The following is a 21,605-nucleotide window of genomic DNA, read 5'->3' as shown; positions in this document are numbered from 1 at the left end:
ATCCGTGGACGCCGGTCCCCCGCCCCGTCACAACTCCCCGTCGAGCGGCAGCCGGTGGACCCCCGGCAGGTACTCGTCCAGCTCGCCCGGGGTGAAGCGGGCCATGCCGACGACGTGCCAGAACTCGCCGGTGACCTCGCCCTCGTACTTGTAGCCGCCCTCGGGGGTCAGCGCCGCCCAGCCGCCGGCGACGCCGATGAGCGTGGCGTGCGGGGTGGGCGGGCCGTCCGGTGCGGGGACGTTCCACAGGCGGACGGTGCCGTCCTCGCCGCCGCTGGCCAGGCGGGTGCCGTCGGGGCTGAAGGCGAGGGAGAAGATGCGTCCGGTGTGGCCGGTGAGGCGGGCGACGCGGGTGCCGGTGCGGGCGTCCCAGAGGCAGATGACGCGGTCGTCACCGGCGGTGGCGAGCAGCGGCAGCCGGGGGTGGGCGACGGCCGCCCAGAGGCGGCCGTGGTGCCCGGTCAGGACGTGGCGGGGTGCGCCGTCGCGCCAGATGAGGGCGGTGCCGTCCCAGGAGGCGCTGGCCAGCCAGTCGCTGTCGGCGCCGAAGGTGACGGCGTAGACGCGGTCGGCGTGACCGTCGAGTTCGGCGGTCATCCGGCCGCTCTCCTGCTCCCAGAGGCGGACCCGTCCGTCGTCGCAGCCGGTGGCAAGGGCGGTGCCGTCGCTACGGAAGGCGATGGACCGCACCCGGCCCCGGTGGTCGGCGAGGGTAGCGATATGGGCGCCGGTGGCGCGCCACCACAGGCGGACGGAGTCGTCGTCGTTGGCGGTGGCGAGCAGCGTGCCGTCGGCGCTGAACGCCTCGGCCCAGGTGTGGTCGGTCTCCACATCGATCTCGCGCAGGTATTCGCCGGTCACCGCGTTCCAGAGGTAGACGTCGCCGTCGTTGCTGGCGGTACCCAGTATCGGACCGGCGGGGCTGAAGACGCCGGAGATCAACCGGTCGCCGCGGCCGGTGAGTTCGGCGGTGCGGCGGCCGGTGCGGGCGTCCCAGAGGCGGACGATGCCGTCGTTGCCGCTGGTGGCGAGGCGGGCGCCGTCGGCGCTGAACGCGACGGTGTTGACCCGGCGGCCGTGGCCGCGCAGGATCCGCTGGCCCTGCCCGGTGTCGGCGTCCCAGATCTGCGCGCCGCCGTCGTTGCCGACGGTCACGAGCTGGCTGCCCTGCGGGCGGAACCGGCAGGCCCAGGCGGAGCCGCGGTGCTCGACGGGCTGCTGCCGCAGCAGGCTGATGGCGCGGTGGCCGCCGCTCAGCGCGACGCGCCACAGCCGGACGGTGCCGTCGCTGTCGCAGGCCGCCAGGAGCCGTCCGCCGTTGCCGAACATCACCTGATAGACGGCGCCGGTGCACCGCTCCAGGGCGCCCGCGGGCGCGCCGACGACCGGGTCCCACAGCCGTACCTGGCCGTCGGTGTCGCCGCTGACGAGGAGGTTCCCCTCGGGGTGGAAGTCGAGGGTGTAGACACGGCCGGTGTGGCCGGTGAAGGTGTGCAGCAGCCGGCGCCCGGCCAGATCCCAGACGCGGACCGTGCCGCGGCCGTCGGCACCGTGGTCGCCGGTGGCCAGCAGGGTGCCGTCGGGGCTGAACCGGGCGCGGAACACGGCGTGTTCATGGCCGTCGAGGGTGCCGGTGCACTCTCCCGTACGGGTGTCCCAGATGCGGAGGTTGGCGGCGGCGTCGCCGGTGATGAGGGTGCGGCCGTCGGCGCTGAACACCGCGGTGTAGACGGGGGCGGTGTGGCCGGGCAGCTGCTGGAGCGGTTCGCCGGTGGCGGTGTCCCAGACGGTGACCAGGCCGTCGGCGTCGCCGGTGGCGAGGAGGGTGCCGGCGTCGTCGAGGGAGACCGGCCAGACGCCGCCGGGGTGGATGTCCAGGCGGTGCATCTGGCGTCCAGAGACCGGGTCCCACAGGCGTACGGTGCCGTCGGCGCCGCCGGTGACGAGGACGCGGGAGCGGAACTTCACGGCGTAGACGCGCCCTTCGTGGCCGTGCAGGGTGCGCAGCGCGCGGCCGGTGTCGGCGGCGCAGACCAGCACCCCGCCGTCCTCGCTGCCCACCGCGAGGAGTTCGCCCTCGGGGCTGTACGAGAGGGGTTCGGGCAGCCGGCTGGTGCGCATGTCGAAGCCGTACGGGACGCCGACGGCGGCGGGGCGGAAGCCGACCTCGACGGGCATGCCGGGGGCGAGGGCGGCGGTGCGCAGTTCGGGGGCGGCGCGGACCTGCGGGTCGATGAGCGGGTCGATGAGCGCGGCGCGGTGCCAGCGGCTGCGGGTCAACACCGCGCCGCGCAGATCGGCGCGGGTCAGGCGGGCGCCGCGCAGGTCGGCGCCGGTGACGTCGGCGCCGGAGAGGTCGGCGTGGTCGAGGCGGGCGCCGTTGAGGCGGGCGTCGCGCAGTACGGCGCCGGAGAGGTTGGCGCCGATGAGGCGGGTGTCGGTGAGGTCGGCGCCGGTGAGGTCGACGCCGGAGAAGTCGCGACCGGAGAGGTCCTCGCCGGAGAGGCGGGCGGCACGCAGATCGGCACCGGCGGGGACGCGGAGCCGGTCGATGACGCGGATGGCGTTGGCGCGCGCCGCGTCGCTGACGCCGGGCCCGGGGGCGTTGAGGACGGTGCGGACCCAGGCGGTGGACAGGTCGTGGTCGGCGAGGTCGCAGAAGAACTCGACGGCCAGGGCGCTCAGCGGGCGGGCGGCGAGCAGGGCGCTGTCGCCGTCGGAGAGGCGGTCGGCGGCCTCGCGGGCGATGAGCCATTCGACGACTGAGCCGTGGATGAACTGGAACAGGCCGTCGTCGGTGCGGATCAGCAGCGAACCGGCGCCGACCGCCTGGGCGCTCTCCTGGGTGGTGAGGGTGGTCCCGGCGAGCCCCGTGAGGGCGGTGGCGACGGTGTCGGTCAGCTCGTCGAGGTGGAGTGCGCTGCGGCCGGCCTCCCACAGGCGGCGGGCGAGGGCGGTGACCGCGGCCCAGAGGTGGTCGAGGGTGAGGCCGGGGGCGGCACCGGGACCGCCCTGACCGCGGCGTTCCTCGTGGACGAGCCAGGCGGTGAAAACGTCCTCGTAGAGCCGGGCGGGGCTCAGGGCGCGTCCGGCGCCCGCGACGGCGCGCAGCTGGTCGGGGTCGAGGTCGGCGACGAAGCTCAGCAGCCGGGGGTTGGCGCAGAGGGCGAGCAGGTCGGGGATGTTGCCGAGGAGTTCGAAGCGGCGGGCGGCGGTCTCCTCGTCGCCGTAGCGGTTGACGAGGTAGGCGCGGATCTGCTCGGGGACGAAGCCCTCGACGGCGAGAATGCGGCGCTGCGAGAGCAGTCCGACGCGTTCGCCGAGCGCGGTGAGGACCTGGTCCTGGGACTTGAAGTGCTGGGTGCGGCTGCTGACCACGATCTTGGCGTTGTCGACGGCGGCGTTGAGGAGGACCTGGAGGTGGTCGGCGGCGCGGTCGTAGCTGACGCGGTTGACGAGTTCGTCGAAGCCGTCGAAGAGGAGGACGACGCGGCCCTGGCCGAGCATGTAGCGCAGGGCGCGCAGGTCGATGGTGTCGACGTCATGCCCGGCGAGGTGGGCGGCGACGAGCCCTTCGAGGCTGTGGGCGCGGTCGAGGGTGTGCAGCGGGATGAGCAGCGGGGTGAGGTGTGGGAGGCGTTCGGGGATACGGCGGGCCAGCTCGCGCAGGGCGAAGGTCTTGCCGTGTCCGAAGTCGCCGAGGAGCAGCAGGAAGCGGCCGTGGTCGGTCTCCAGGAGCTGGAGCATCTCCTCGACGAGGTGGTCGCGGGCGTCGGCGTCGGGGCGTTCGGCGTCGCGGTAGCGCTGCGGGAGGTAGAGGTCGGGGGCGTAGCGGTCGTCGCTGCTCAGCCGGGCGGTCTGGGCGGTGACGTAGGAGCGCAGGTCCAGCAGGCCCTGGAATTCGAGGAAGCTGCGGACGCGGACGCCGCGGCGCCCGGCGCGTTCGCGGAGCGCCTGCTCGGGCGGCGGCCCGTCGTGGACCAGTTCGGCGTCGGAGCCGGTGTCGGTGGCGAGCGCCTGGGCGAGGAAACGGTCGAGTTCGGCGTCGGTGGGGGTGCCGGGGTGGACGGCGATGCGCTGCTGGCGGATGACGCCCTCGTCGCTCCAGGTGACCATGATCTGGGTGAGGTCGTCGGCGGTGGCGCGGGGCACGTCGCGGAGGCGGACGCCTTCCTGGCGGGCGCGGCAGACCTCCTTGACGCGTTCGGCGAGGGAGTCGGCGGGCTCGTCGACGGCGCGGTGCTCGGCGGGCGGCGCGGCGGCGGGCGGGCCGGCGGGCTCGCCGGGCGGGGTGAAGAGCCGTCCGGCGCCCTGCCAGCTGACGGGGAAGACGGTCGGTTCGGTGCCGCCGTCGCCGGTCCAGCGGGTGACGCCGTCGGCGGTGACGTGCAGCAGCTCGAACCCGGCGGGGGCGGCCGAACCGTACAGCGACAGGGCGCCGTTGTGGAGCGGGAGATGGTCGTGGGACGGCTCGCCGCCGGTGGTGCGGGGGCCGCCGCTGGGGCCGTGCAGGACGAAGTGGAGGCGGGGCGCGGCGAGCCGGGTGAAGGTGTCGACGTCGCGGAGGGTGCCAGGGCCACCGGGGGAGTCCTGGGGGCGGCGGCGGCCGGTGAGCGGGTGGCGGAGCGCGCCGATGCGCAGCCAGCCCTCCTCCTCGTAGCCGCGCAGCGCCTCGGCGAACCAGGTGGCCTGGTCGCGGCCGAGGAAGCCGTACTGGTCGTCGGGGCGGTGGCTGGAGGCAATGGAGGAGTTGAACCCGGCGACGACGGTGTGGAGTTCGGGGACCGGGAAGAGGGTCCAGGGCTGGTCGCTGTCGAAGACGGTGTCCAGGCCCTCGTAGAGGCCGCGGAAGAGGCGGGTGTAGTGGCGCCACTTGGGCCAGTACGGGGGCTGCGGCGGGATTTCGTCGGCCTCGCAGGTGTGGAAGTAGCCGCGGCAGGCGGCCTGGCTGACGTCCTGGTTGCCGGGGACGACGACGACGCGCTGCGGCGGCAGGTCGAGCTGGGAGCGCAGCCCGGTGAGGAAGCTGAGGGCCTGGTCGCATTCGCGGGGGCTGCCGGAGGCGGTGAGGTCGCCGGTGACGACGAGGAGGTCGGGCGAGGGCGCCCCGGCGTCCTTCAGCTCGACGAGGTCGCTGCGGATCTCCCGGCGCAGCGCGTCCGGTTCGCGGCCGCGGCCGAAGTCCGGGCCGGCGAGGTGCAGCACCGTCAGCGCGCCCTGCTCGCGGGCCGGGCCGGGGGCCTGCGGGTACTGCGGGGCGCGGGCGGGGCGGCGGCGGCCGGACCAGCCGGTGCGGCCGAGCGGGCGCTGCCGGTCGTCGGTGGCGGGCGCGGGCAGCTGGAAGGAGCCGGTGGCGGTGAGGGAGCCGGGGTAGCCGGGGCTGTGGCCGGGGCGGGCGTGGCCCTCGACGGCCTGGCCGACGCGGGTGAGCAGCATGCTCCGGGCGGTCGCGGGGTCGGTGACGCCGACGAGGTCGACGTAGGTGATGGTGGCGAGCAGTCCCTCGATGGGGATGTCCTCGACGCGGACGGTCAGCAGTTTCCGCTCGGGCTGCTCCGGTTCGGCGCGGAGCGCGGCCTGCCATTCCATGCGGCCGTAGGTGGAGCGGCCGTAGTGGCCGGAGAGGACGGCGATGACGGCGACGGATTCGCTGACGCCGCGGTCCATGAAGTCGATGAAGTTGGTCCCGGCGACGAAGTCCCACGCCTGGATGACGGTGCGGTACCCGGCCTCCTCCAGGGTCCACGCGATCCAGGACGCCCATTGCTCGTCGGCGGGCGAATAGCTGATGAAGAAGTCCAAGTCACGCGTCCAGCCGAGCAGTTCCCCGTCAGTCACCATGTCCCCATCGTAGGAGGTCGAGGGGTGACGGGGCAGGTGGTTGAAAGGATCACGCGGGCGGGCGGAGGGCCCGTGAGCGCGGGCGGGACGCCGCGGACGGGCGTGACCGGGCCGCCGTCGGCTGCCGGGGCCGGGCGCGGGCGGTGGGACGTCCGGGCGCCGCCGGGCTCCGGCGTGCGGGGGCGGGCCGCGGGCGCCGGAGCCTTCCGCCGAGGCCCTTGACCCTCCCCACCCCCCCCGCCCCGTCCGGGCGTGTGTGCGACGCTGTCGGGCGTGCGATTCCTCACGCGTCTGCATCCCCTGGACTGGCTCGCCGCCGGGCTGCTCGCCTGCGGCCTGGTGTGCGTGGCCACGGGGCTGCTGCCGACCGCACCGGCCGGGGAGGCGATGGCGCGCATCGGGCCGCTGCTCGCCTTCCTCGCCACGGTCATCGTGATGGCCGAACTGACCGGTCGGGCCGAGGTGTTCGACGCGGTGGCGTCCTGGGTGGCGCGGACCGGGAAGGGCAGCTATCCGCGGCTGTTCGGACTCTGTGTGCTCTTCGCGTCGGTCACCACCATCGCGCTGAACCTCGACACCACAGCGGTGCTGCTGACGCCCGTGATGCTGGCGCTGGCCGGACGGGTCGGCATCGCGCCGGTGCCGCTGGCGATGACGACGGTCTGGCTGGCGAACACCGCGAGCCTGCTGCTGCCGGTGTCGAACCTGACCAATCTGCTGGCGTCGGACCGGGTCGGGCTCTCCCCCACCGAGATGGCCGCGACGATGGGCCTGCCCCAACTGGCCGCGATCGCCGTGACGACGGCGTGCCTGTGGGGCTTCCACTGGCGGCGCGGACGGCGGGGCTCGGACGCGTACGTCCCGCCCGAGCGGCAGGCCCCGGCCGATCCGGTGCTGTTCCGGGTGTGCGCGCTGGCGTGTGCCGGGTTCCTGGTGGCGATCCTCGTCGCGGACGTGCCGCTGTGGTCGGCGTCGCTGACGACGATGCTGATCGTGGTGGTGGCGTTCGCGCTGCGGCGCCCCGCCGAGCTGCGCTGGTCGCTGGTGCCGTGGCGGCTGCTGGTGCTGGTGCCGGGGATGTTCCTGGTCGTCGAGACGGTGAACGCGCACGGGCTGCACTCGCTGCTGACGGCCGCGATCGGGCCGGACGGCGGCCTCCTCGGCATGCTCCGCTCGGCGGGCGTCGGCGCGGGCCTGTCCAACGTCCTCAACAACCTGCCGGTCTACATGGCGGGCGAGGCGGCGGTGCCGGTCGGCAACCATCACCAGTTGCTGGCGCTGCTGATCGGCACCAACGTCGGCCCGCTGGTCACCCCGTGGGCGTCGCTGGCGACGCTGCTGTGGTTCGAACGGTGCCGCGGCCAGGGCACCGTCATCCCGCTGCGGCGCTTCATGGGGACGGGCTTCGTCCTGGCCGTGACGGCGACGCTGGCGGCCACGGCGGCGCTGGCGGTGGGCTGAAACGGCCGGTCACCGGGGCCGGTGACCACGGAACGGACCGGCGGGGCCGGGCCTCCCGAGGCCCCGGCTCCCGCCCGTCGGCCCGGCTCCCGCCCGTCGGCCCCGTCAGGCCGACCGCGCCTCCGCGACCACATCGAGCAGATACGTCAGGGTGTCCGCGCGGGCGGCGACGAAGCTGCGGTCGGTGTCCGGGCCCGTGGAGCCCACCGTGAAGGGGCCGCCGCCCAGGGTGCGGAACTCCACGCCCGTCTCGGCGGCCAGCAGCGCGCCCGCGGGGAAGTCGATGCCCTCCGCGCGGTAGCCGACGAACCCGTCGATCGCGCCGCGCGCCAGCATGCTCCAGCCCAGCAGCGGCGCCCACAGCTGGAGCACCCGCCGGGCGCTACGCTCCAGTTGCCCCCGCAGCCCGGCGGCCACCGGATCGGCCCGGCCCACCGCATGGCCCTGGGTCCAGGCCACCACCGGCCCGCTGCGCGGCACCGCGCCGGACGGTCCCGGCAGCCGGTGCGGCCCGCAGGTCGCGCCCCGGCCGCGGACCGCCTGCCAGGTGCAGCCGGTGACCGGTTCGTGCACCACCCCGACGACCGGCGCGCCGTCCACGCACAGCCCGATGCCGACGGCGTACGCGGTCAGGCCGATCGCGACGTTGTTGCTGCCGTCGAGCGGGTCCACCAGCCAGGTGCGGCGCCCGACGGCGTCGAGGAGGCCCGCCTCCTCGGACAGGATCCGGTCGTGCGGGAAGTGGGTCTGGAGGCGGGCGAGGATGATTTTCTCGGCGGCCAGGTCGAGGTCGGTGACGACATCGCCCTCGGCGTCCTTCACGCCCACCGCCCGCGCCGCGCCGAAGCGCCCGCGCAGCAGCGCACCGGCCTCCTCGGCGGCGGCGACGGCCACCCGCGTCTCGTACGCGTACGGTGCGGCGTCCCGGTCACTCGCGCTGCTCGGCATGGATCCTCCTGAGTGCTGTGCGGACGGTCCGTTCGGTGTGTTCCGCGCCGCACAACCGGCGCACCGTACGGTGGCCGCGGCCGTGCAGGGGGCCCAGGGAGAGGTCGGTGTGGCCGGGCAGCGACCGGCCGAGCACCAGGGTGGCGGCGGGCTCGTCGCGCGTGACGGTGGCGTGGAACTCACCGGCCGGCAGGCTGTACGTCTCACCGCTGCCGCTGGAGGCGGCGGGGCCCGGCTCGCAGCGCACCAGGCGGGAGGTGGGGCGCAGTTCGTCGACGCCGGAGGGGGCGCTGATGACCTCGAAGATGCGGTGCGTGGGGGCGTGCGCGGCGTCCGTCACCGTGACCGGGAGGTTACCGACCCGGCCGTAGAGGACGTAACTGCGCAGCTCCCAGCTGTGGGCGTGCATGGGGGCGGCGGTGGGGTCGGCGCGGGTGCCGGTGCCGAAGAGGTGGACGCAGACACCGCGGGCGCCGTCGCGGACCAGCGGCAGGCAGAGGAAGCCGAGCGGGTGGTGGACCGCGCGCAACTCCCTTCTGCCGCGGGCGATGTCCTCCAGGACACCGGTGACCCCGGCGCGGGGCGCGCCCCGCGCCGTGCCGGGCCGGAGCAGTCGGTCGAGCGTGTCGTAGTCCATGAGCCGCGCCCGAGGCGTCTCACCTCCGGTAGGGGTCCTCGGCGTGCAGGGCTTTCTCGATGATCTCCGCGACGTCGGTGTCGCCGAACACCGAGGGCAGCGGCAGCGCGACGTCGTCGAAGACCGCACGGACCTCGTCGACGGTGGGCTCGTCGCTGAGCGGGGCGACGCCGCGCAGGTCGAGGCGGACGGCCTGTTCGCGGCTCTGGTGCAGCTCGGTGACGTAGTAGTCGTAGAGCGGCCGGTCGCGGGCGACGAGGAGGTTGACGCGGTTCGGGTCGTCCTGGGTGATGATCAGGCAGGACTCGGAGAGGTCGAAGCGGAGGGTGGGGACGCCCGAGGAGAGGTGGACGCTGATCTCCAGGGTGTCGAGCCGCTGCCGGAACCAGCAGGCGGCCAGGACCGTGGCGTACGCCTCCTTGCGGGTGCGGTCGGCGGTCCAGGCGTGCGCCGCGTCGTCGTTGCGGCGGCGGGCGAAGGTCTGGCGGAAGCGGGCGTAGGCGGCACAGGTCCGCTCGTCCGCCGGGTTGATGATGTCGATCTTGACGCTGAGCTGGGCGCGCTGGCGGGTGGCAGCCTCCACGCACCGGGGCAGCGTGACGGCCCGCAGATAGGTGCCGGTGCCGCCCTTGAAGGACCAGCGGTTGGTCTGCGCGCGGGCCTGTTCCAGGGCGTCGCCGACCTCGTCGCCCGACAGGGAGCGGACCATGGCGAGGTCCTCCAGGGCGCGGCGGGTGTCCTTGGACGCCTCCTGGATGTCGGACTTGCGACGCAGCCGCTCCGTCATCGAGCCGACCGCCAGGGTGCCGAGCACCAGCAGCGTCGCGCCGGACGACACATCCGGGTCGATGACGTCACCGAAGACATCCATCAGCCCGATGGTCAGGCCGAGCCCCACTGCGATGAGCACGTCCAGGTTTCTGATCAACCAGGCGACGCCGAACTCCACCCGTCCCACACGCTGCACCACGTCGGTCCCCCTCCCCGTTCCCTGCATGGTAGGAGCATCGGGACGGCTCTGGCCAGGGCCGCCAAGATCCTCCCCGGGCCCGGGAGTTGCCGCGGCGGGCCCGTGACGTGGTGCCGGACGGCGCCGCCGGGCCGCGGGCGCGGGCGGGGCCCGGCTGTCACCGGCCTCGGTTACGGTGGGATGAACAGGACGGATCTCGGCCGGTGCGGCCGACGGCGTGGAGGCGGCACGGTGCACGGCGAGTACAAGGTTCCCGGCGGCAAGCTCGTCGTGGTCGATCTGGACGTGGAAGGCGGAGTGCTGCGGCACGTCCGGGTGGCCGGGGACTTCTTCCTGGAGCCGGACGAGGCGATCGGCGCGATCGACAACGCACTGGAGGGCGCCCCCGCCACCACCGACGCGACGGGGCTCGCCGCCCGGATCACGGCGGCGCTGCCGAAGGACACGGTGATGTTCGGGCTGACGGCGGAGGGCGTCGCCATCGCCGTGCGGCGGGCGCTGGCGCAGGCCACCGAGTGGGGCGACTACGACTGGCAGCTCATCCACGACCAACCGCAGCCGCCCGCCCTGCACATGGCGCTCGACGAGGTCATCACGGCGGAGGTCGCGGCGGGCCGCCGGGCGCCGACGCTGCGGGTCTGGGAGTGGGACGCGCCCGCCGTGATCATCGGCAGCTTCCAGTCGCTGCGCAACGAGGTCGATGCCGAGGGCACCGCCCGGCACGGCGTCACGGTGGTACGCCGGATCTCCGGTGGCGGCGCGATGTTCGCCGAGCCGCAGAGCACCATCACGTACTCGCTGGCCGTCCCGGAGGCGCTGGTCTCCGGGCTGTCGTTCGCGGACAGCTACGCCTATCTCGACGACTGGGTCCTCGGCGCCCTCGGCGACATGGGCATCCGGGCGTGGTACCAGCCGCTCAACGACATCGCCACGGAGGTCGGCAAGGTCGCGGGCGCCGCGCAGAAGCGGATGGTCGGCCCGGACGGCGGGCCCGGCGCCGTGCTGCACCACGTCACCATGTCGTACGACATCGACGCGGCGAAGATGCTCGATGTGCTGCGCATCGGCAAGGAGAAGCTGTCGGACAAGGGGACGAAGAGCGCCAAGAAGCGGGTCGATCCGCTGCGGCGGCAGACGGGTCTGCCGCGCGAGGAGGTCATCGCGCGGATGATCGGCTCGTTCCGCGACCGGTACGGCCTGACCCGCGGCGCGGTCACCGACGCGGAGCTGGCGCGCGCCGAGGAGCTGGTGCGGACGAAGTTCGCCCACGAGGAGTGGACGGCGCGGGTGCCGTAGCGGGGACGGGCCCCGGCCGGAGGGCCGTGGCGGCGTCCGGCGGCCCGCGTCCGGTATCTGACGGGCCGTTTTGTTCTGGCAGCGGATCCTCCATACGATCCGTCGATGATCATAAGAAAGCGGCTGGCGGCCGGGGTGTGCGGCCTGCTCGCCACGGTGGCCGTCGGCCTGCTCCCCACACCCGCCGCGGCCGGCGAGCCGGACGCGAAACCCGCCCCGAAGGTCGAGCTGGTCCTCGACGTCAGCGGCTCCATGCGCGCCCGCGACCTCGACGGGCAGAGCCGGATGGCGGCGGCGAAGACCGCGTTCAACGAGGTGCTGGACGCGGTGCCCGGCGATGTCGAGCTGGGCATCCGCACCCTCGGCGCGAACTATCCGGGCGAGGACCGCAGGGTCGGCTGCAAGGACACCAAGCTGCTCTACCCGGTCGGCCCGCTCGACCGGAACGACGCGAAGACGGCGGTCGCCACGCTGGCCCCCACGGGCTGGACGCCGATCGGCCCGTCGTTGCTCGCCGCCGCCGACGACCTCAAGGGCGGCGACTCGGCCCGCATCGTCCTCATCACCGACGGCGAGGACACCTGCCAGCCGCTCGACCCCTGCGAGGTGGCCCGCGACATCGCCGCCAAGGGCATCCACCTCACCGTCGACACGCTCGGTCTGCTGCCGGATGCCAAGACCCGTAAGCAGCTCAGCTGCATCGCGGAGGCCACCGGCGGCACGTACACCTCCGTCCACCACACCGATCAGCTCCGCAAGCGGGTGCACCAGTTGGTGGACCGGGCGGCCGATCCGGTGGTGACGCCGGTGGCGACCGAGGGCGCCGCGCAGTGCGCGAAGGCGCCCGAGCTGAAGCCCGGTCTCTACAGTGACCGGGAGCGCTTCGCCGAGCACCGCTGGTACCGCGTCGCGGTCCGGCCCGGCCAGGAGCTGCGGGCCTCGGTGAGCGTCGCCGCCGACCGGGCCGTCGACAACGACTACGGCGTGCTGCTGCGGGCGGTGACCGTCCACGGCCGGGAGATCGTCCGCGGTTCCGAGGCCGGTGACGGGCGCACCGACGTCCTCTCCACCGGGCTGCGCTACCCGAAGCCGGACGAGGACGCACCGGACGGCAGCGAGGTGCCGCCCGCCGAGACGGTCTGCCTCCAGGTCAGCAACTCCTTCTCCGCACCGCCGTCGGTGAAGCGGGAGCCGGGGCTCCCCGTCGAGCTGGCCGTCGACCTGGTGGACGCGGAGCGCGCCGCCGCCGACCCGGCCGCCTTCGGGCTGGGCCGCGGCTGGTGGCTGCTGATCACCCTCGCTCTGGCCGGTCTGGTGGGCGGCCTCGTGTGGGGCTGGATCTCCCGCTGGCGCATCTCCGTCTGGAGGACCAACTGATGCGGACCCTGCGCACTTTGACGGCGGCACTGCTCGCCACCGGCGGCCTGCTCACCGTAGCCGCCCCGGCCCTCGCCGACGATCCGGCGCCGACGGCCTCCAGCGGCGCCCCGAGCCCGGGGTCCGACGGTGAGGTGCCCGCGCCGACCGAGGCGGGCACGTCGTTCCGTACGGCCGCCCTGATGCTGCCCGGCCAGCGCGCCACCGCCGACGCCTCCACGGGCGACTACCTGTACTGGGCCGTCCCCCTCGACCAGGGGCAGGACGCGACCGTACGGGCGAAGGTGAAGCTGCCCGAGACGGCGCGGCACGGCGAGGCCACCTGGCGGCTGGACGTGTACGACGGGCTGCGGCGCCGTCAGGCGTGCCGCTACGGCATGCAGGCGCGGACGGTGGCGGCCGACGCCACGTCGGTGGAGCTCGCCTGCACCCTGCGGACCGTCCGCGCGTGGGCGGAACCGTGGGCCGACGATCCGCTGCCGGGCCGCTACTACCTGCGGCTGACCACCACCGAGCAGCCGCAGGAGGACCTGGGGCTGCCGGTGCGGGCCGAGGTGAGTGCCGACGTCAAGGACGCGGGTGGCGCCCATGCCGTGGACGGGGCGCTGGCCGCGCCGCTCGTCCCCGGCACGACCGCCGCCACCGGCTCCGAGGAGCGCGACGGCGACGACGCTGACGACGGGGCGGCCGGTGCCTCGGCGAGCCCGTCGGCCACCCCCGCGGCCACGGCGGCCGAACCGGACGGCGGCTGGGCCTCCGGCTGGTGGTCCGACCGCTGGATCTGGACGGCGGCGGGCGGCGTCGCGGCGGCCCTGATGGGCATCGCCGGCTACCGCCTCACCGCCGGTCGCGGCCGCCCGTCCCGGGTGCCGCCGGGCGTCTGACGCGGCGGAGGCTCCACGCGCCACGGGCCCGGCCGTCATGGCCGGGCCCATGGTGTGTCCGGGTGCGCCGTGGGGCGTGGCTCCGGGGTGAGCCGGGCGCAGCGGGCGGACCGGGCTCCCGGGGCGGCTCGGCGGGGCGCTCGGGGCGGGGCGCGCGCTCCCGGTCCGGGCGCCCCCTCTCAGCCGTTCAGGGCCGGAATGATCCGCTCGCCGTACGCGTCGATGACGGCTTCCTTGGCGTCGTGCATGGCGTACAGCGCGAACTGGTCGACGCCCAGCTCCCGCAGCCGTCGCAGCTTCTCGATGTGCGCCTCGGCCGGTCCGAGCAGGCAGAACCGGTCGACGACGGCGTCCGGCACGAACGCGGTGTCGGGGTTGCCGGTCCGGCCGTGGTGGGAGTAGTCGTATCCGGCGCGCTTCTCGATGTACGCGGTCAGCTCCTCCGGTACGGCACCGGAGTGCGCGCCGTACCGTTCGACGAGGTCGGCGACGTGGTTGCCGACCATCCCGCCGAACCAGCGGCACTGCTCCCGGGCGTGCGCGAGATCGTCGCCGACGTAAGCGGGCGCGGCCACACAGACCGTCACCTCGGCCGGGTCGCGGCCCGCGTCCGCCGCCGCGTCGCGCACCGCCTTGACCATCCGTTCGGTGAGGTAGGGGTCGGCGAGCTGGAGGATGAAGCCGTCGGCCAGCCGCCCGGCCATGGCCAGCGCCTTCGGGCCGTACGCGCCCATCCAGACGGGCAGCCGGCCGTCGCGGACCCAGGGGATGCGCAGCCGGTGGCCGCCGATGTCGGCCTCGCGGCCCTCGGCGAGGTCCCGGATCACGCCGATCGCCTCGCCCAGCCGGGCCAGGGTGTTGGGCGGCCGCCCCGCGACCCGCATCGCGGAGTCGCCCCGGCCGATGCCGCAGACGGTGCGGTTGCCGTACATGTCGTTGAGGGTGGCGAAGGTGGAGGCGGTGACCTCCGGGGTGCGGGTCGAGGGGTTGGTGACCATGGGGCCCACGATGAGCCGTTCGGTGTGTTCCAGGATGCGGCTGTGGATGACGAACGGCTCCTGCCACAGGACGGCGGAGTCGAAGGTCCAGCCGTAGCGGAACCCCCTCCGCTCGGCCCGGCGCATCAGCCCCACCACGGACGATGCGGGCGGATCGGTCTGCAGAACGACTCCGAAGTCCACGCTGCGCTCCTTCTGTTCGGCGTACGGGCGGCCCCGGGAGCACCGGCCGGGCGGGGCCCGGCGGCCGTGCCACGACGGCACCGGCCGGAACGGGTCCGCCGGGGCCGCCCGACGCGGACGGTGCCGGAATCCTTCCACAGCGGGGCGTACCGAACCCCGCACGACGCCACCCGCTGTCACCCGGCCGCCGCCCTCCGGACGCAGGGGCGGGGAACCGCCAAAAACCGTGCGGTACATGGACGTTGGACGTCCTGCGGGGTTTGTCCACAGGGCTTGCGACGCCCGTCGCAGGTGTGGGTGAGTGACCTCATGAACGGGAACACCGATGCCCCGTCCGAGCGGCCCTTCCCGCCGCTCGGCGCCCCGCTGCGGAGGCAGCACCGGCCGTGGGGCCTGCTGCTGCGCCTGGTCGGCTCGGCGCTGAACGTCGTCGCCGTCCTCGGCTTCCTCACGGCCGTCACCCAGGTGGGCCGGGCACGCTTCCCCGAGGATCTGCTCGGCACGCCGGGGTGGCAGCGGCTGCTCATCGCCACCGTGGCGTTCCTTGCGAGCACCGGCGCCACGGTGGCCGGTCCCTGGCTGCGACGCCACGGGAGGCGCCACTGCGCACGTGTGCGGACGCCGGGGCCCCGGGCGGGGCAGCGGAGGCCCGGGACGCGGACGCCGCGAAGGGAGAGGCCGGTCCGGGAGACACCGCCACGGGACCGGAAGGCACCCTGTTCCGGGTCGATTTCACACCCGGTGGCAGGGTCCGGGCCGTCTCCCCCCGCCGGGCGCAATGAACCCGCTCTCGATCCGCACGGCCGTCTGGTCTCCCTCGCCGGGGCGGTCCGCACGCCCGGGCCGGAGCGGCCCGAGGGCCCGGAGGACGCGGGCGACGGTCCGTTGGCGCTCGACATACCGTACGAATGGCTCTGCGCGCGGCTGCGTGCGGTGCGCGGGCGGGGCGCGGCCGATACGGACACCGTGCGTCTCGACCTCGGCCCGACGGGCCGGTTGCGCGGGCTGGCCGGCGCTCCGGCGGCGGACGCCCCGGCGCCCGGTCCAAAGATACGGCCCGGGCCCTGAGCGCCCTCCCGACGTACGGGCTTCCCGTGCGGAACTCTCCCCTCCAGGGCGGGAGTTCGGCCACCATGGCTCCATGACCGGCATCGATGAAACCCTCTGGAACACGGACATCGGCCCGTCGGACTACTCGGGCGGTGAGGAGACCTACCACGGCGCGGTATTGGAGCAGTACAAGCTGTGCGTCGAGATGGCCGACCGGGTCAGTTCGCGGCGCAATCTCACCAACACCTTCTTCCTGACGCTCAACACCGCGGTCGTCGCCGCCGCGGCGGCGGGCGGCGGCATCCACGGCTCGGTGTGGGTCCGGCTGGCCGGGCTGGTGATCCTGCTGACGCAGTGTCTGGCGTGGTTCGTGACGATGCGTTCGTACCGTCAGCTCAACGCCGCCAAGTACGCGGTGATCGGCGCGCTGGAGCGGAGACTCCCGGCGCTGGCGTACTCCGACGCGGAGTGGGGTGCCCTGGACGAGGGCCGCGACTGGCGGCGGTATCTGCCGCTGACCCATGTGGAGCAGTGGGTGCCGCTGATCTTCGCCGCGGCCTACGTTGTAGGCTTCCTCGCCACTGTGGCGTGACGCGTCCGGAGGGAGCCAGGTGGGAAGGCGAACGATCGCCGTGACCGGTCATATGGATCTGGCCGAGGCGACGGAGAAGCTGCTGCGGGACGCGCTGCCCACGCTGCTGCGTGAACTGACCGCCGACGCGGACGGCCTGACGGGCCTCTCCTGCCTGGCCCCCGGCGCCGACTCGGTCTTCGCCGAGGCGGTGCTCGACGCCGGGGGCACCCTGGCGGTGGTGCTGCCGTTCCACGACTACCGGAATTCCCTCGCCGATCCGGCCGTACGAGACCGGTTCGACCGGCTGGTGGCGGCGGCGTCCGAGGTAACGGCGCTGCCCTACCCCGAGGCGAGCCTGGGGGCGTTCGAGGCCGCGAACTCCGCGCTGCTGAAGCGGGCGGACGCCCTGGTCGCCGTCTGGGACGGGCAGCCGCCCGCGAAGGGCGGCGGCACGGCCGCCACGGTCGCCGAGGCGCGCGCTTCGGGCCTGCCCGTCCAGGTGCTCTGGCCCGCGGAGGCCCGGCGGGGCTGACGCCGACGCCCGTCGCGGCGGCGGTGGGCCCGGCCGGAGCCCGGGCCGCCGGATCCGCACGGGGCCCGTCGGGCCGCGCGCCGGGCCCGCCGTCGCCCCGGGCCAGGACGGCACCGCCCCGCCGACGCCGCCCCGCCGACGCCGCCCCGGCTTCAGCTCAACCGCGCCTCGGCATACACCTCCATCGCCTCCCGCTGATAAGCGGCCAGCCCCTCCGCGATCCGATCGAAGTTGCCCCGGAACCGCGGGTCATCGACGTAGGTCGCCGCCAGCCCCCGGTACGCGTCCGCGTTCGGGGTCCAGAAGCGGCAGACCCCGCGGTAGTGGGCGTCGGTCTCGGCCTGAACCGCGGGGGCGGTGGCGGGGGTTCCGGCCACCATGAACTCCGCCATGCGGATCATCTGCGCCGTCACCTCCCGCTGCCACCGCTCGGTGTCCTCGTCGGTCATCGCCGCGGTGGCGCGCCGGGACTCCGCCCACGCCTCCGGCCAGCGCTCGCGGACCTCGGCATCCGTCTCCCGGTCGTGCTCGAAGCCGTCGAAGAGGTTCTCCGGCCTGTTGATCTCGTTCATATCGGGGTGTTCCCTGCCTTCCTCCAGTGCGGCGAGGGTGCGGCCGACCGTCCTGGCCAGCGTCGTCAGCCGGTCCCGCTCCGCCAGCAGCCGGGCGTGGTGCTCGCGGAGCACGGCGACCCGGTCGGCCCGGCGCTCCAGCACCGCGCGGACCTCGCGCAGCGAGAGGCCCAGCTCCCGCATCAGCAGGATCTGCTGAAGCCGCAGGAGTTCCGGTTCGCCGTAGCGGCGGTGGCCGTTGCTCCCAGTTCCGGACGGTGTCAGCAGACCGATTCCGTCGTAGTGCCGCAGCGTCCGGGACGTCACCCCGCTCATCCGGGCGACCTCGGCGATCGACCAGGTCATGGCGGTATCCCTCCTCGCCGGGCCGTTCTCTCCGGCCCTGGTCACGACCGTAGAAGTTGACGCAACGGCAACCGCAAGCGGCGGTCAGCCGGCATAGTGCCCGAGGCCCCGGGGCACATAGACGCCGTGTCCGGCGCGGCCCGTGTGGCGGCGGTTCTCGATCACCGGGACGCCGCGGGAGAGCACCGTCTCGACCCGGCCGGTCACCCGCCGTCCCTCGTACGGGGAGTAGTCGACGTTCATGTGGTGGGTGCGGGCCGACAGGGTCTGCTCGGCGTGCGGGTCGTAGATGACGAGGTCGGCGTCGGAGCCGGGGGCGATGGTGCCCTTCTTGGGGTGGAGGCCGAACATCCGGGCCGGGGCGGTGCAGGCGATCTCGATCCAGCGGCGGCGGTCGATGTGTCCGTCGACGACGGCCTGGTGGAGCAGGTCCATGCGGTTCTCGACGCCGGGCATGCCGTTGGGGATCTTCGAGAAGTCGCCGCGGCCCAGTTCCTTCTGGCCCTTGAAGCAGAACGGGCAGTGGTCGGTGGAGACCACCTGGAGGTCGTTGGTGCGCAGGGCGCGCCAGAGAGTTTCCTGGTGTTCGGCCGGGCGCAGCGGGGTGGAGCACACGTACTTGGCGCCCTCGAAGTCCGGTTCGGCGAGGTTGTCGGTCGACAGGAAGAGGTACTGCGGGCAGGTCTCGCCGAAGACCGGCAGCCCCTCGTCGCGGGCGCGCATCAACTCGGCGACGGCTTCCCGCGCCGAGACGTGGACGACGTAGACGGGGGCCCCCGCCACCTGGGCGAGCCGGATGACGCGGTGGGTCGCCTCGGCCTCCAGGAGCGCCTTGCGGACCTCGCCGTGGTGGCGCGGGTCCCGTTCGCCGCGGGCCAGGGCCTGTTCGACGAGGACGTCGATGGCGAGTCCGTTCTCCGCGTGGGTCATCACCAGCGCGCCGTTGGCGGCGGCGCGCTGCATGGCGCGGAGGATCTGCCCGTCGTCGGAGAGGAACACCCCGGGGTAGGCGGTGAAGAGTTTGAAGGAGCTGACGCCGGATTCGACGAGGCGGTCCATCTCCCGGAGGGAGGAGGCGTTCACATCGGACATGATCATGTGGAAGGCGTAGTCGATCGCGCAGACGCCGTCCGCCTTGGCGTGCCAGGTGTCGAGCCCCTCCTGGAGGGAGCCGCCCTTGGGCTGGATGGCGAAGTCGACGAGGGTGGTGGTGCCGCCCCAGGCGGCGGCGAGGGTGCCGGTTTCGAAGGTGTCGGACGCCTGGGTGCCGCCGAAGGGCATCTCCATGTGCGTATGGGCGTCGACGCCGCCGGGGATGACGTATTTCTGCGCGGCGTCGATGACGTGCTCGGCCTGCCAGTCGTGGCTGCCGTGGCTGGCGAGGGCCACCACCCGGCCGCCCTCGACGAGCACATCGGCGTGGAGTTCGTCGGAAGCGGTGATCACCAGGCCGCCGGTAATGAGAGTGCGTGTCACGTCCGGTCTCCCTCACTGCGCCACGGGTGCGTACCGGCGGGCGGCCGGGCGCGGACGGCCGCCCGTGCCGCGGACGGTGACCCGCGCCGGGCCGCCGTCCGCTCCTTCCGCACGGGTGTCCCGCGCGCGGCGGGCGGGCCCGTGCGGCGCCGGTTCCCGGGCGGGAAGGAGACCGTAGAAGCATGGCAGCCGTGGGGGCAATACCGTGTCCGCCGCCCGCGCGGTGCGGCCGCGTGGCGCCGCCGGTCATCCGGCCGGTTGAACGGTGCGGCGCACGGTGCGCCCGGGGAGGTATGGACCAAGAGGGGTGCGGGGTACCCGAAGTGGGCAGGTAACCGACGCCGCCGGAGGGCGCCCCTCACCGTCCGTGGGGGCGGGAGCCGGGCCGCCGGGAGCGGGCGCCACGGCGCGGGCGGCGCCGAGCGGACCGACACCGGGCAGAGAGGCGACACGTCATGCAGCGGAGCACGCCGTGGGAGTTCTCCGACGACCGCGGACGTCTGGCGGTGGCCGGCGAACGGCCGTCGCGGATCATCACCTACCTCCAGGCCGGGGCGACGCTCTGGGATCACGGCGTGCGCCCCGTGGGGCTCTTCGGGTCGCGGCACGACGGGACGGTGCCGGACCGGACGAAGAGCGGGGAGCTGCCCCGGGAGGGCATCCCGTATCTCGGCGCGGGGGCGGCGCTGCATCCGGACACCGTGCTGGGGGCGGCGCCGGATCTGGTGGTGACCGTCACCTACGACGGCGCGGCGGTGTACGGCCTGGAGGCCAAGACGGCGCGGGAGCTGGAGGCGCACGTCCCGCTGGTGGCGCTGGGCGTGGAGCCCGGCCGGGGGCTGGCCGTGGTGCGGGAGCGGTTCGCGGCGCTCGCCGGATCGCTGGGCGCGGGTGAACCGGCGAGCGCCGCGGTCGCGCTGGACGGTGCGGAGGACGCGCTGCGGACGGCGGCGGGCGACGGTCCCCGGCCCCGGGTGCTGGCGCTGTCCGCGGCCGGCCCGGAGCAGGCGTATCTGGCGCGGCCGGGGGCCTGGCCGGATCTGCGGACGCTGCGGGAGCACGGCGTGGAGCTGCTGGACCCGGCCGCCGGGCTCGGGGCGAACTGGGCGACGGCCACCTGGGCCGAGGTCGCGGCGCTCCGCCCCGACATCGTGCTGAGCGACGTACGGGCCAACGCCGCGCCGCCGGAGGCGCTGCACGGCGGCGCGCACTGGCGGGCGGTGGCGGCGTCGGCCCGGCTGGTCGGCTGGAATCCGGAGGCGCCGTGCAGCCGCCGGGCGCATGCGCGGTTCTTCCACGAGGTGGCGGCGGCGGTCCGGGGCGCGGCCGGGCGGTGACCGGGCTCCGGGTCACTCCGGCGGCGTCGGGGTGTCGTGGCTGCGGTACATCGCCGGGACGTCCAGCTTGCGGCTGGTGACCGTGGCGTCCGCGCCGCCGGCCGGCCGCCCCAGGGGTCGGTGACCGTACGGGCGGGACCGCCGGCGCCCACCGGTCCCGCGCCGCGCCCCCGCGCCCCTTGACGTTTTCTGGCAACAAACCTAACTTTCACGGGTTCCTCCCACCCCCACATCGGGAGACCTCATGAGACGAGCCTCAACCAGCCCTGTGCGTTGGGTAGTTGCCCCGCTGGCCGGTATCGCGCTGGTCGGCATCTGGACCGCCGCGAACGCCGAGGGCGGCACACCCCCGGACACCCCCCGGCCCACGGCCACCGCCGCCGCCCCGTCGGCAGCCCCGTCGGCCGCCCCCTCCGCCGCTCCGCCCGCACACCGTGCCGCGCCCCTCTGGCGGGCCGATCCGGCCGCCGGCGCCAAGGCGTTCGAGGGCGTGGAGACCAAGCCCGGGCAGGTCAGCGTCGTCAACGATCCGGCCGGGCGGTACGGGAAGACGTACGCGCTGCACACCTCGGGGCACAAGCTCGACGACGCCACGCGGGTGCGCGTCGAAACACGCGGGCAGCGCACCTCGGGCGGACCGCTGCGCTTCGCCGAGGAGGGCGACGTCTTCTACATCGGCTGGCGCTCGATGTGGGGCCCGCTGCCCACGAAGAAGGGTGACTGGGTGACGCTGTGGCAGCTCAAGGACTACGGTTCCGGCGCCGCCACCCCGCCGTTGTCGCTGCGCGCCCGCGGTGACGGCACCGTCGATCTGGAGTACTGCGACCCGAAGCTGAAGACCACCTACCTGTGGCACTCCGAGCTGAAGCTCGGCTCCTGGCACGCGTTCGTCGTCGGCCTGAAGATCTCCAAGGATCCGGCGAAGGGCTGGGTGAAGCTGTGGCACAACGGTGCCGCCCAGAAGCTGGCGGGCGGCACCGCGCAGTACCGGGCGGCCACGCTGCGGGCCGACTGGGTCACCGACAAGTGGGGCGTCTACCGCTCCGACGGCGTCACCGGCGCGGCCACCGCGTACCTCAACGACGCCGCGGTGGGCCGCGCGTACGGCGACGTCGCGCCCTGAC

At 74.3% G+C, this 21,605-nt stretch carries 16 protein-coding genes; 9 read left to right on the top strand and 7 right to left on the bottom strand.

The features are described from left to right. Positions 1–27: 27 nt before the first annotated feature. Positions 28–5,841 carry a TIR domain-containing protein gene (locus OG422_RS25825; protein ID WP_405746100.1) on the bottom strand — a complete coding sequence of 1,938 codons (5,814 nt, stop codon included), beginning with the start codon at positions 5,839–5,841 and terminating at the stop codon, positions 28–30. A gap of 273 nt (positions 5,842–6,114) precedes the next feature. On the opposite strand from OG422_RS25825, the gene OG422_RS25820 reads away from it, so the two are divergent. After that, positions 6,115–7,302, top strand: coding sequence for an SLC13 family permease (locus OG422_RS25820; protein ID WP_405746097.1), 1,188 nt, complete (start codon positions 6,115–6,117; stop codon positions 7,300–7,302). A 105-nt stretch (positions 7,303–7,407) separates the two neighbouring features. Here OG422_RS25820 and OG422_RS25815 read toward each other — a convergent pair whose 3' ends face one another. From OG422_RS25815 to OG422_RS25805, 3 genes are read right to left on the bottom strand one after another with little or no spacing between them, the layout of a single operon-like run. Then, positions 7,408–8,250 (bottom strand): inositol monophosphatase family protein, encoded by an 843-nt coding sequence (locus OG422_RS25815; protein WP_405746094.1) that lies wholly within the window; start codon positions 8,248–8,250, stop codon positions 7,408–7,410. Continuing rightward, positions 8,231–8,887, bottom strand: coding sequence for a hypothetical protein (locus OG422_RS25810; protein WP_143943400.1), 657 nt, complete (start codon positions 8,885–8,887; stop codon positions 8,231–8,233). The genes OG422_RS25815 and OG422_RS25810 overlap by 20 nt, the downstream gene beginning before the upstream one ends. 19 nt (positions 8,888–8,906) lie before the next feature. After that, positions 8,907–9,857, bottom strand: coding sequence for a hypothetical protein (locus tag OG422_RS25805; protein WP_251076795.1), 951 nt, complete (start codon positions 9,855–9,857; stop codon positions 8,907–8,909). A 231-nt stretch (positions 9,858–10,088) separates the two neighbouring features. On the opposite strand from OG422_RS25805, the gene OG422_RS25800 reads away from it, so the two are divergent. The 3 genes from OG422_RS25800 (at position 10,089) to OG422_RS25790 (ending at position 13,414) form a co-directional block, all read left to right on the top strand. After that, a complete protein-coding gene (locus tag OG422_RS25800) occupies positions 10,089–11,153 on the top strand; it encodes a biotin/lipoate A/B protein ligase family protein (protein ID WP_405747988.1) in 1,065 nt (354 codons plus the stop codon). 105 nt (positions 11,154–11,258) lie between these two features. Then, a complete protein-coding gene (locus OG422_RS25795; RefSeq protein ID WP_143943399.1) occupies positions 11,259–12,530 on the top strand; it encodes a VWA domain-containing protein in 1,272 nt (423 codons plus the stop codon). After that, a complete protein-coding gene (locus OG422_RS25790) occupies positions 12,530–13,414 on the top strand; it encodes a hypothetical protein (RefSeq protein WP_405746090.1) in 885 nt (294 codons plus the stop codon). Before OG422_RS25795 ends, OG422_RS25790 begins: the two co-directional genes overlap by 1 nt. Positions 13,415–13,593: 179 nt before the next feature. Here OG422_RS25790 and OG422_RS25785 read toward each other — a convergent pair whose 3' ends face one another. Further along, positions 13,594–14,595, bottom strand: coding sequence for a TIGR03842 family LLM class F420-dependent oxidoreductase (locus tag OG422_RS25785; RefSeq protein ID WP_143942742.1), 1,002 nt, complete (start codon positions 14,593–14,595; stop codon positions 13,594–13,596). 297 nt (positions 14,596–14,892) lie between these two features. On the opposite strand from OG422_RS25785, the gene OG422_RS25780 reads away from it, so the two are divergent. From OG422_RS25780 to OG422_RS25770, 3 genes are all read left to right on the top strand, one after another. Continuing rightward, a complete protein-coding gene (locus OG422_RS25780; protein WP_405746087.1) occupies positions 14,893–15,663 on the top strand; it encodes a hypothetical protein in 771 nt (256 codons plus the stop codon). A gap of 73 nt (positions 15,664–15,736) precedes the next feature. Next, complete coding sequence (locus OG422_RS25775; RefSeq protein ID WP_405746085.1) at positions 15,737–16,237, top strand: hypothetical protein; 501 nt, start codon at positions 15,737–15,739, stop codon at positions 16,235–16,237. A 52-nt stretch (positions 16,238–16,289) separates the two neighbouring features. Continuing rightward, the gene (locus OG422_RS25770) at positions 16,290–16,751 is read left to right on the top strand and encodes a hypothetical protein (protein WP_405747986.1); all 462 of its coding nucleotides are present in this window, start codon (positions 16,290–16,292) and stop codon (positions 16,749–16,751) included. A gap of 152 nt (positions 16,752–16,903) precedes the next feature. Here the strand turns inward: OG422_RS25770 and OG422_RS25765 are convergent, their stop codons facing one another. Continuing rightward, on the bottom strand, positions 16,904–17,668 hold the full coding sequence (locus OG422_RS25765; RefSeq protein ID WP_405746083.1) for a MerR family transcriptional regulator: 765 nt from the start codon (positions 17,666–17,668) through the stop codon (positions 16,904–16,906). An 84-nt stretch (positions 17,669–17,752) separates the two neighbouring features. Further along, a complete protein-coding gene (gene hydA / locus OG422_RS25760) occupies positions 17,753–19,144 on the bottom strand; it encodes a dihydropyrimidinase (protein WP_405746081.1) in 1,392 nt (463 codons plus the stop codon). A 455-nt stretch (positions 19,145–19,599) separates the two neighbouring features. Between hydA and OG422_RS25755 the strand changes: the two genes are divergently transcribed. Both OG422_RS25755 and OG422_RS25750 read left to right on the top strand, forming a co-directional pair. Beyond that, the gene (locus OG422_RS25755; RefSeq protein ID WP_405746078.1) at positions 19,600–20,481 is read left to right on the top strand and encodes an ABC transporter substrate-binding protein; all 882 of its coding nucleotides are present in this window, start codon (positions 19,600–19,602) and stop codon (positions 20,479–20,481) included. Positions 20,482–20,749: 268 nt separating this feature from the next. Next, the gene (locus OG422_RS25750) at positions 20,750–21,604 is read left to right on the top strand and encodes a heparin lyase I family protein (RefSeq protein WP_186000444.1); all 855 of its coding nucleotides are present in this window, start codon (positions 20,750–20,752) and stop codon (positions 21,602–21,604) included. Position 21,605 lies beyond the last annotated feature (1 nt).

Source organism: Streptomyces sp. NBC_01525 (assembly GCF_045040405.1).
Lineage (GTDB): Bacteria > Actinomycetota > Actinomycetes > Streptomycetales > Streptomycetaceae > Streptomyces > Streptomyces benahoarensis.
This window is presented reverse-complemented; position numbering and strand designations above follow the sequence as displayed.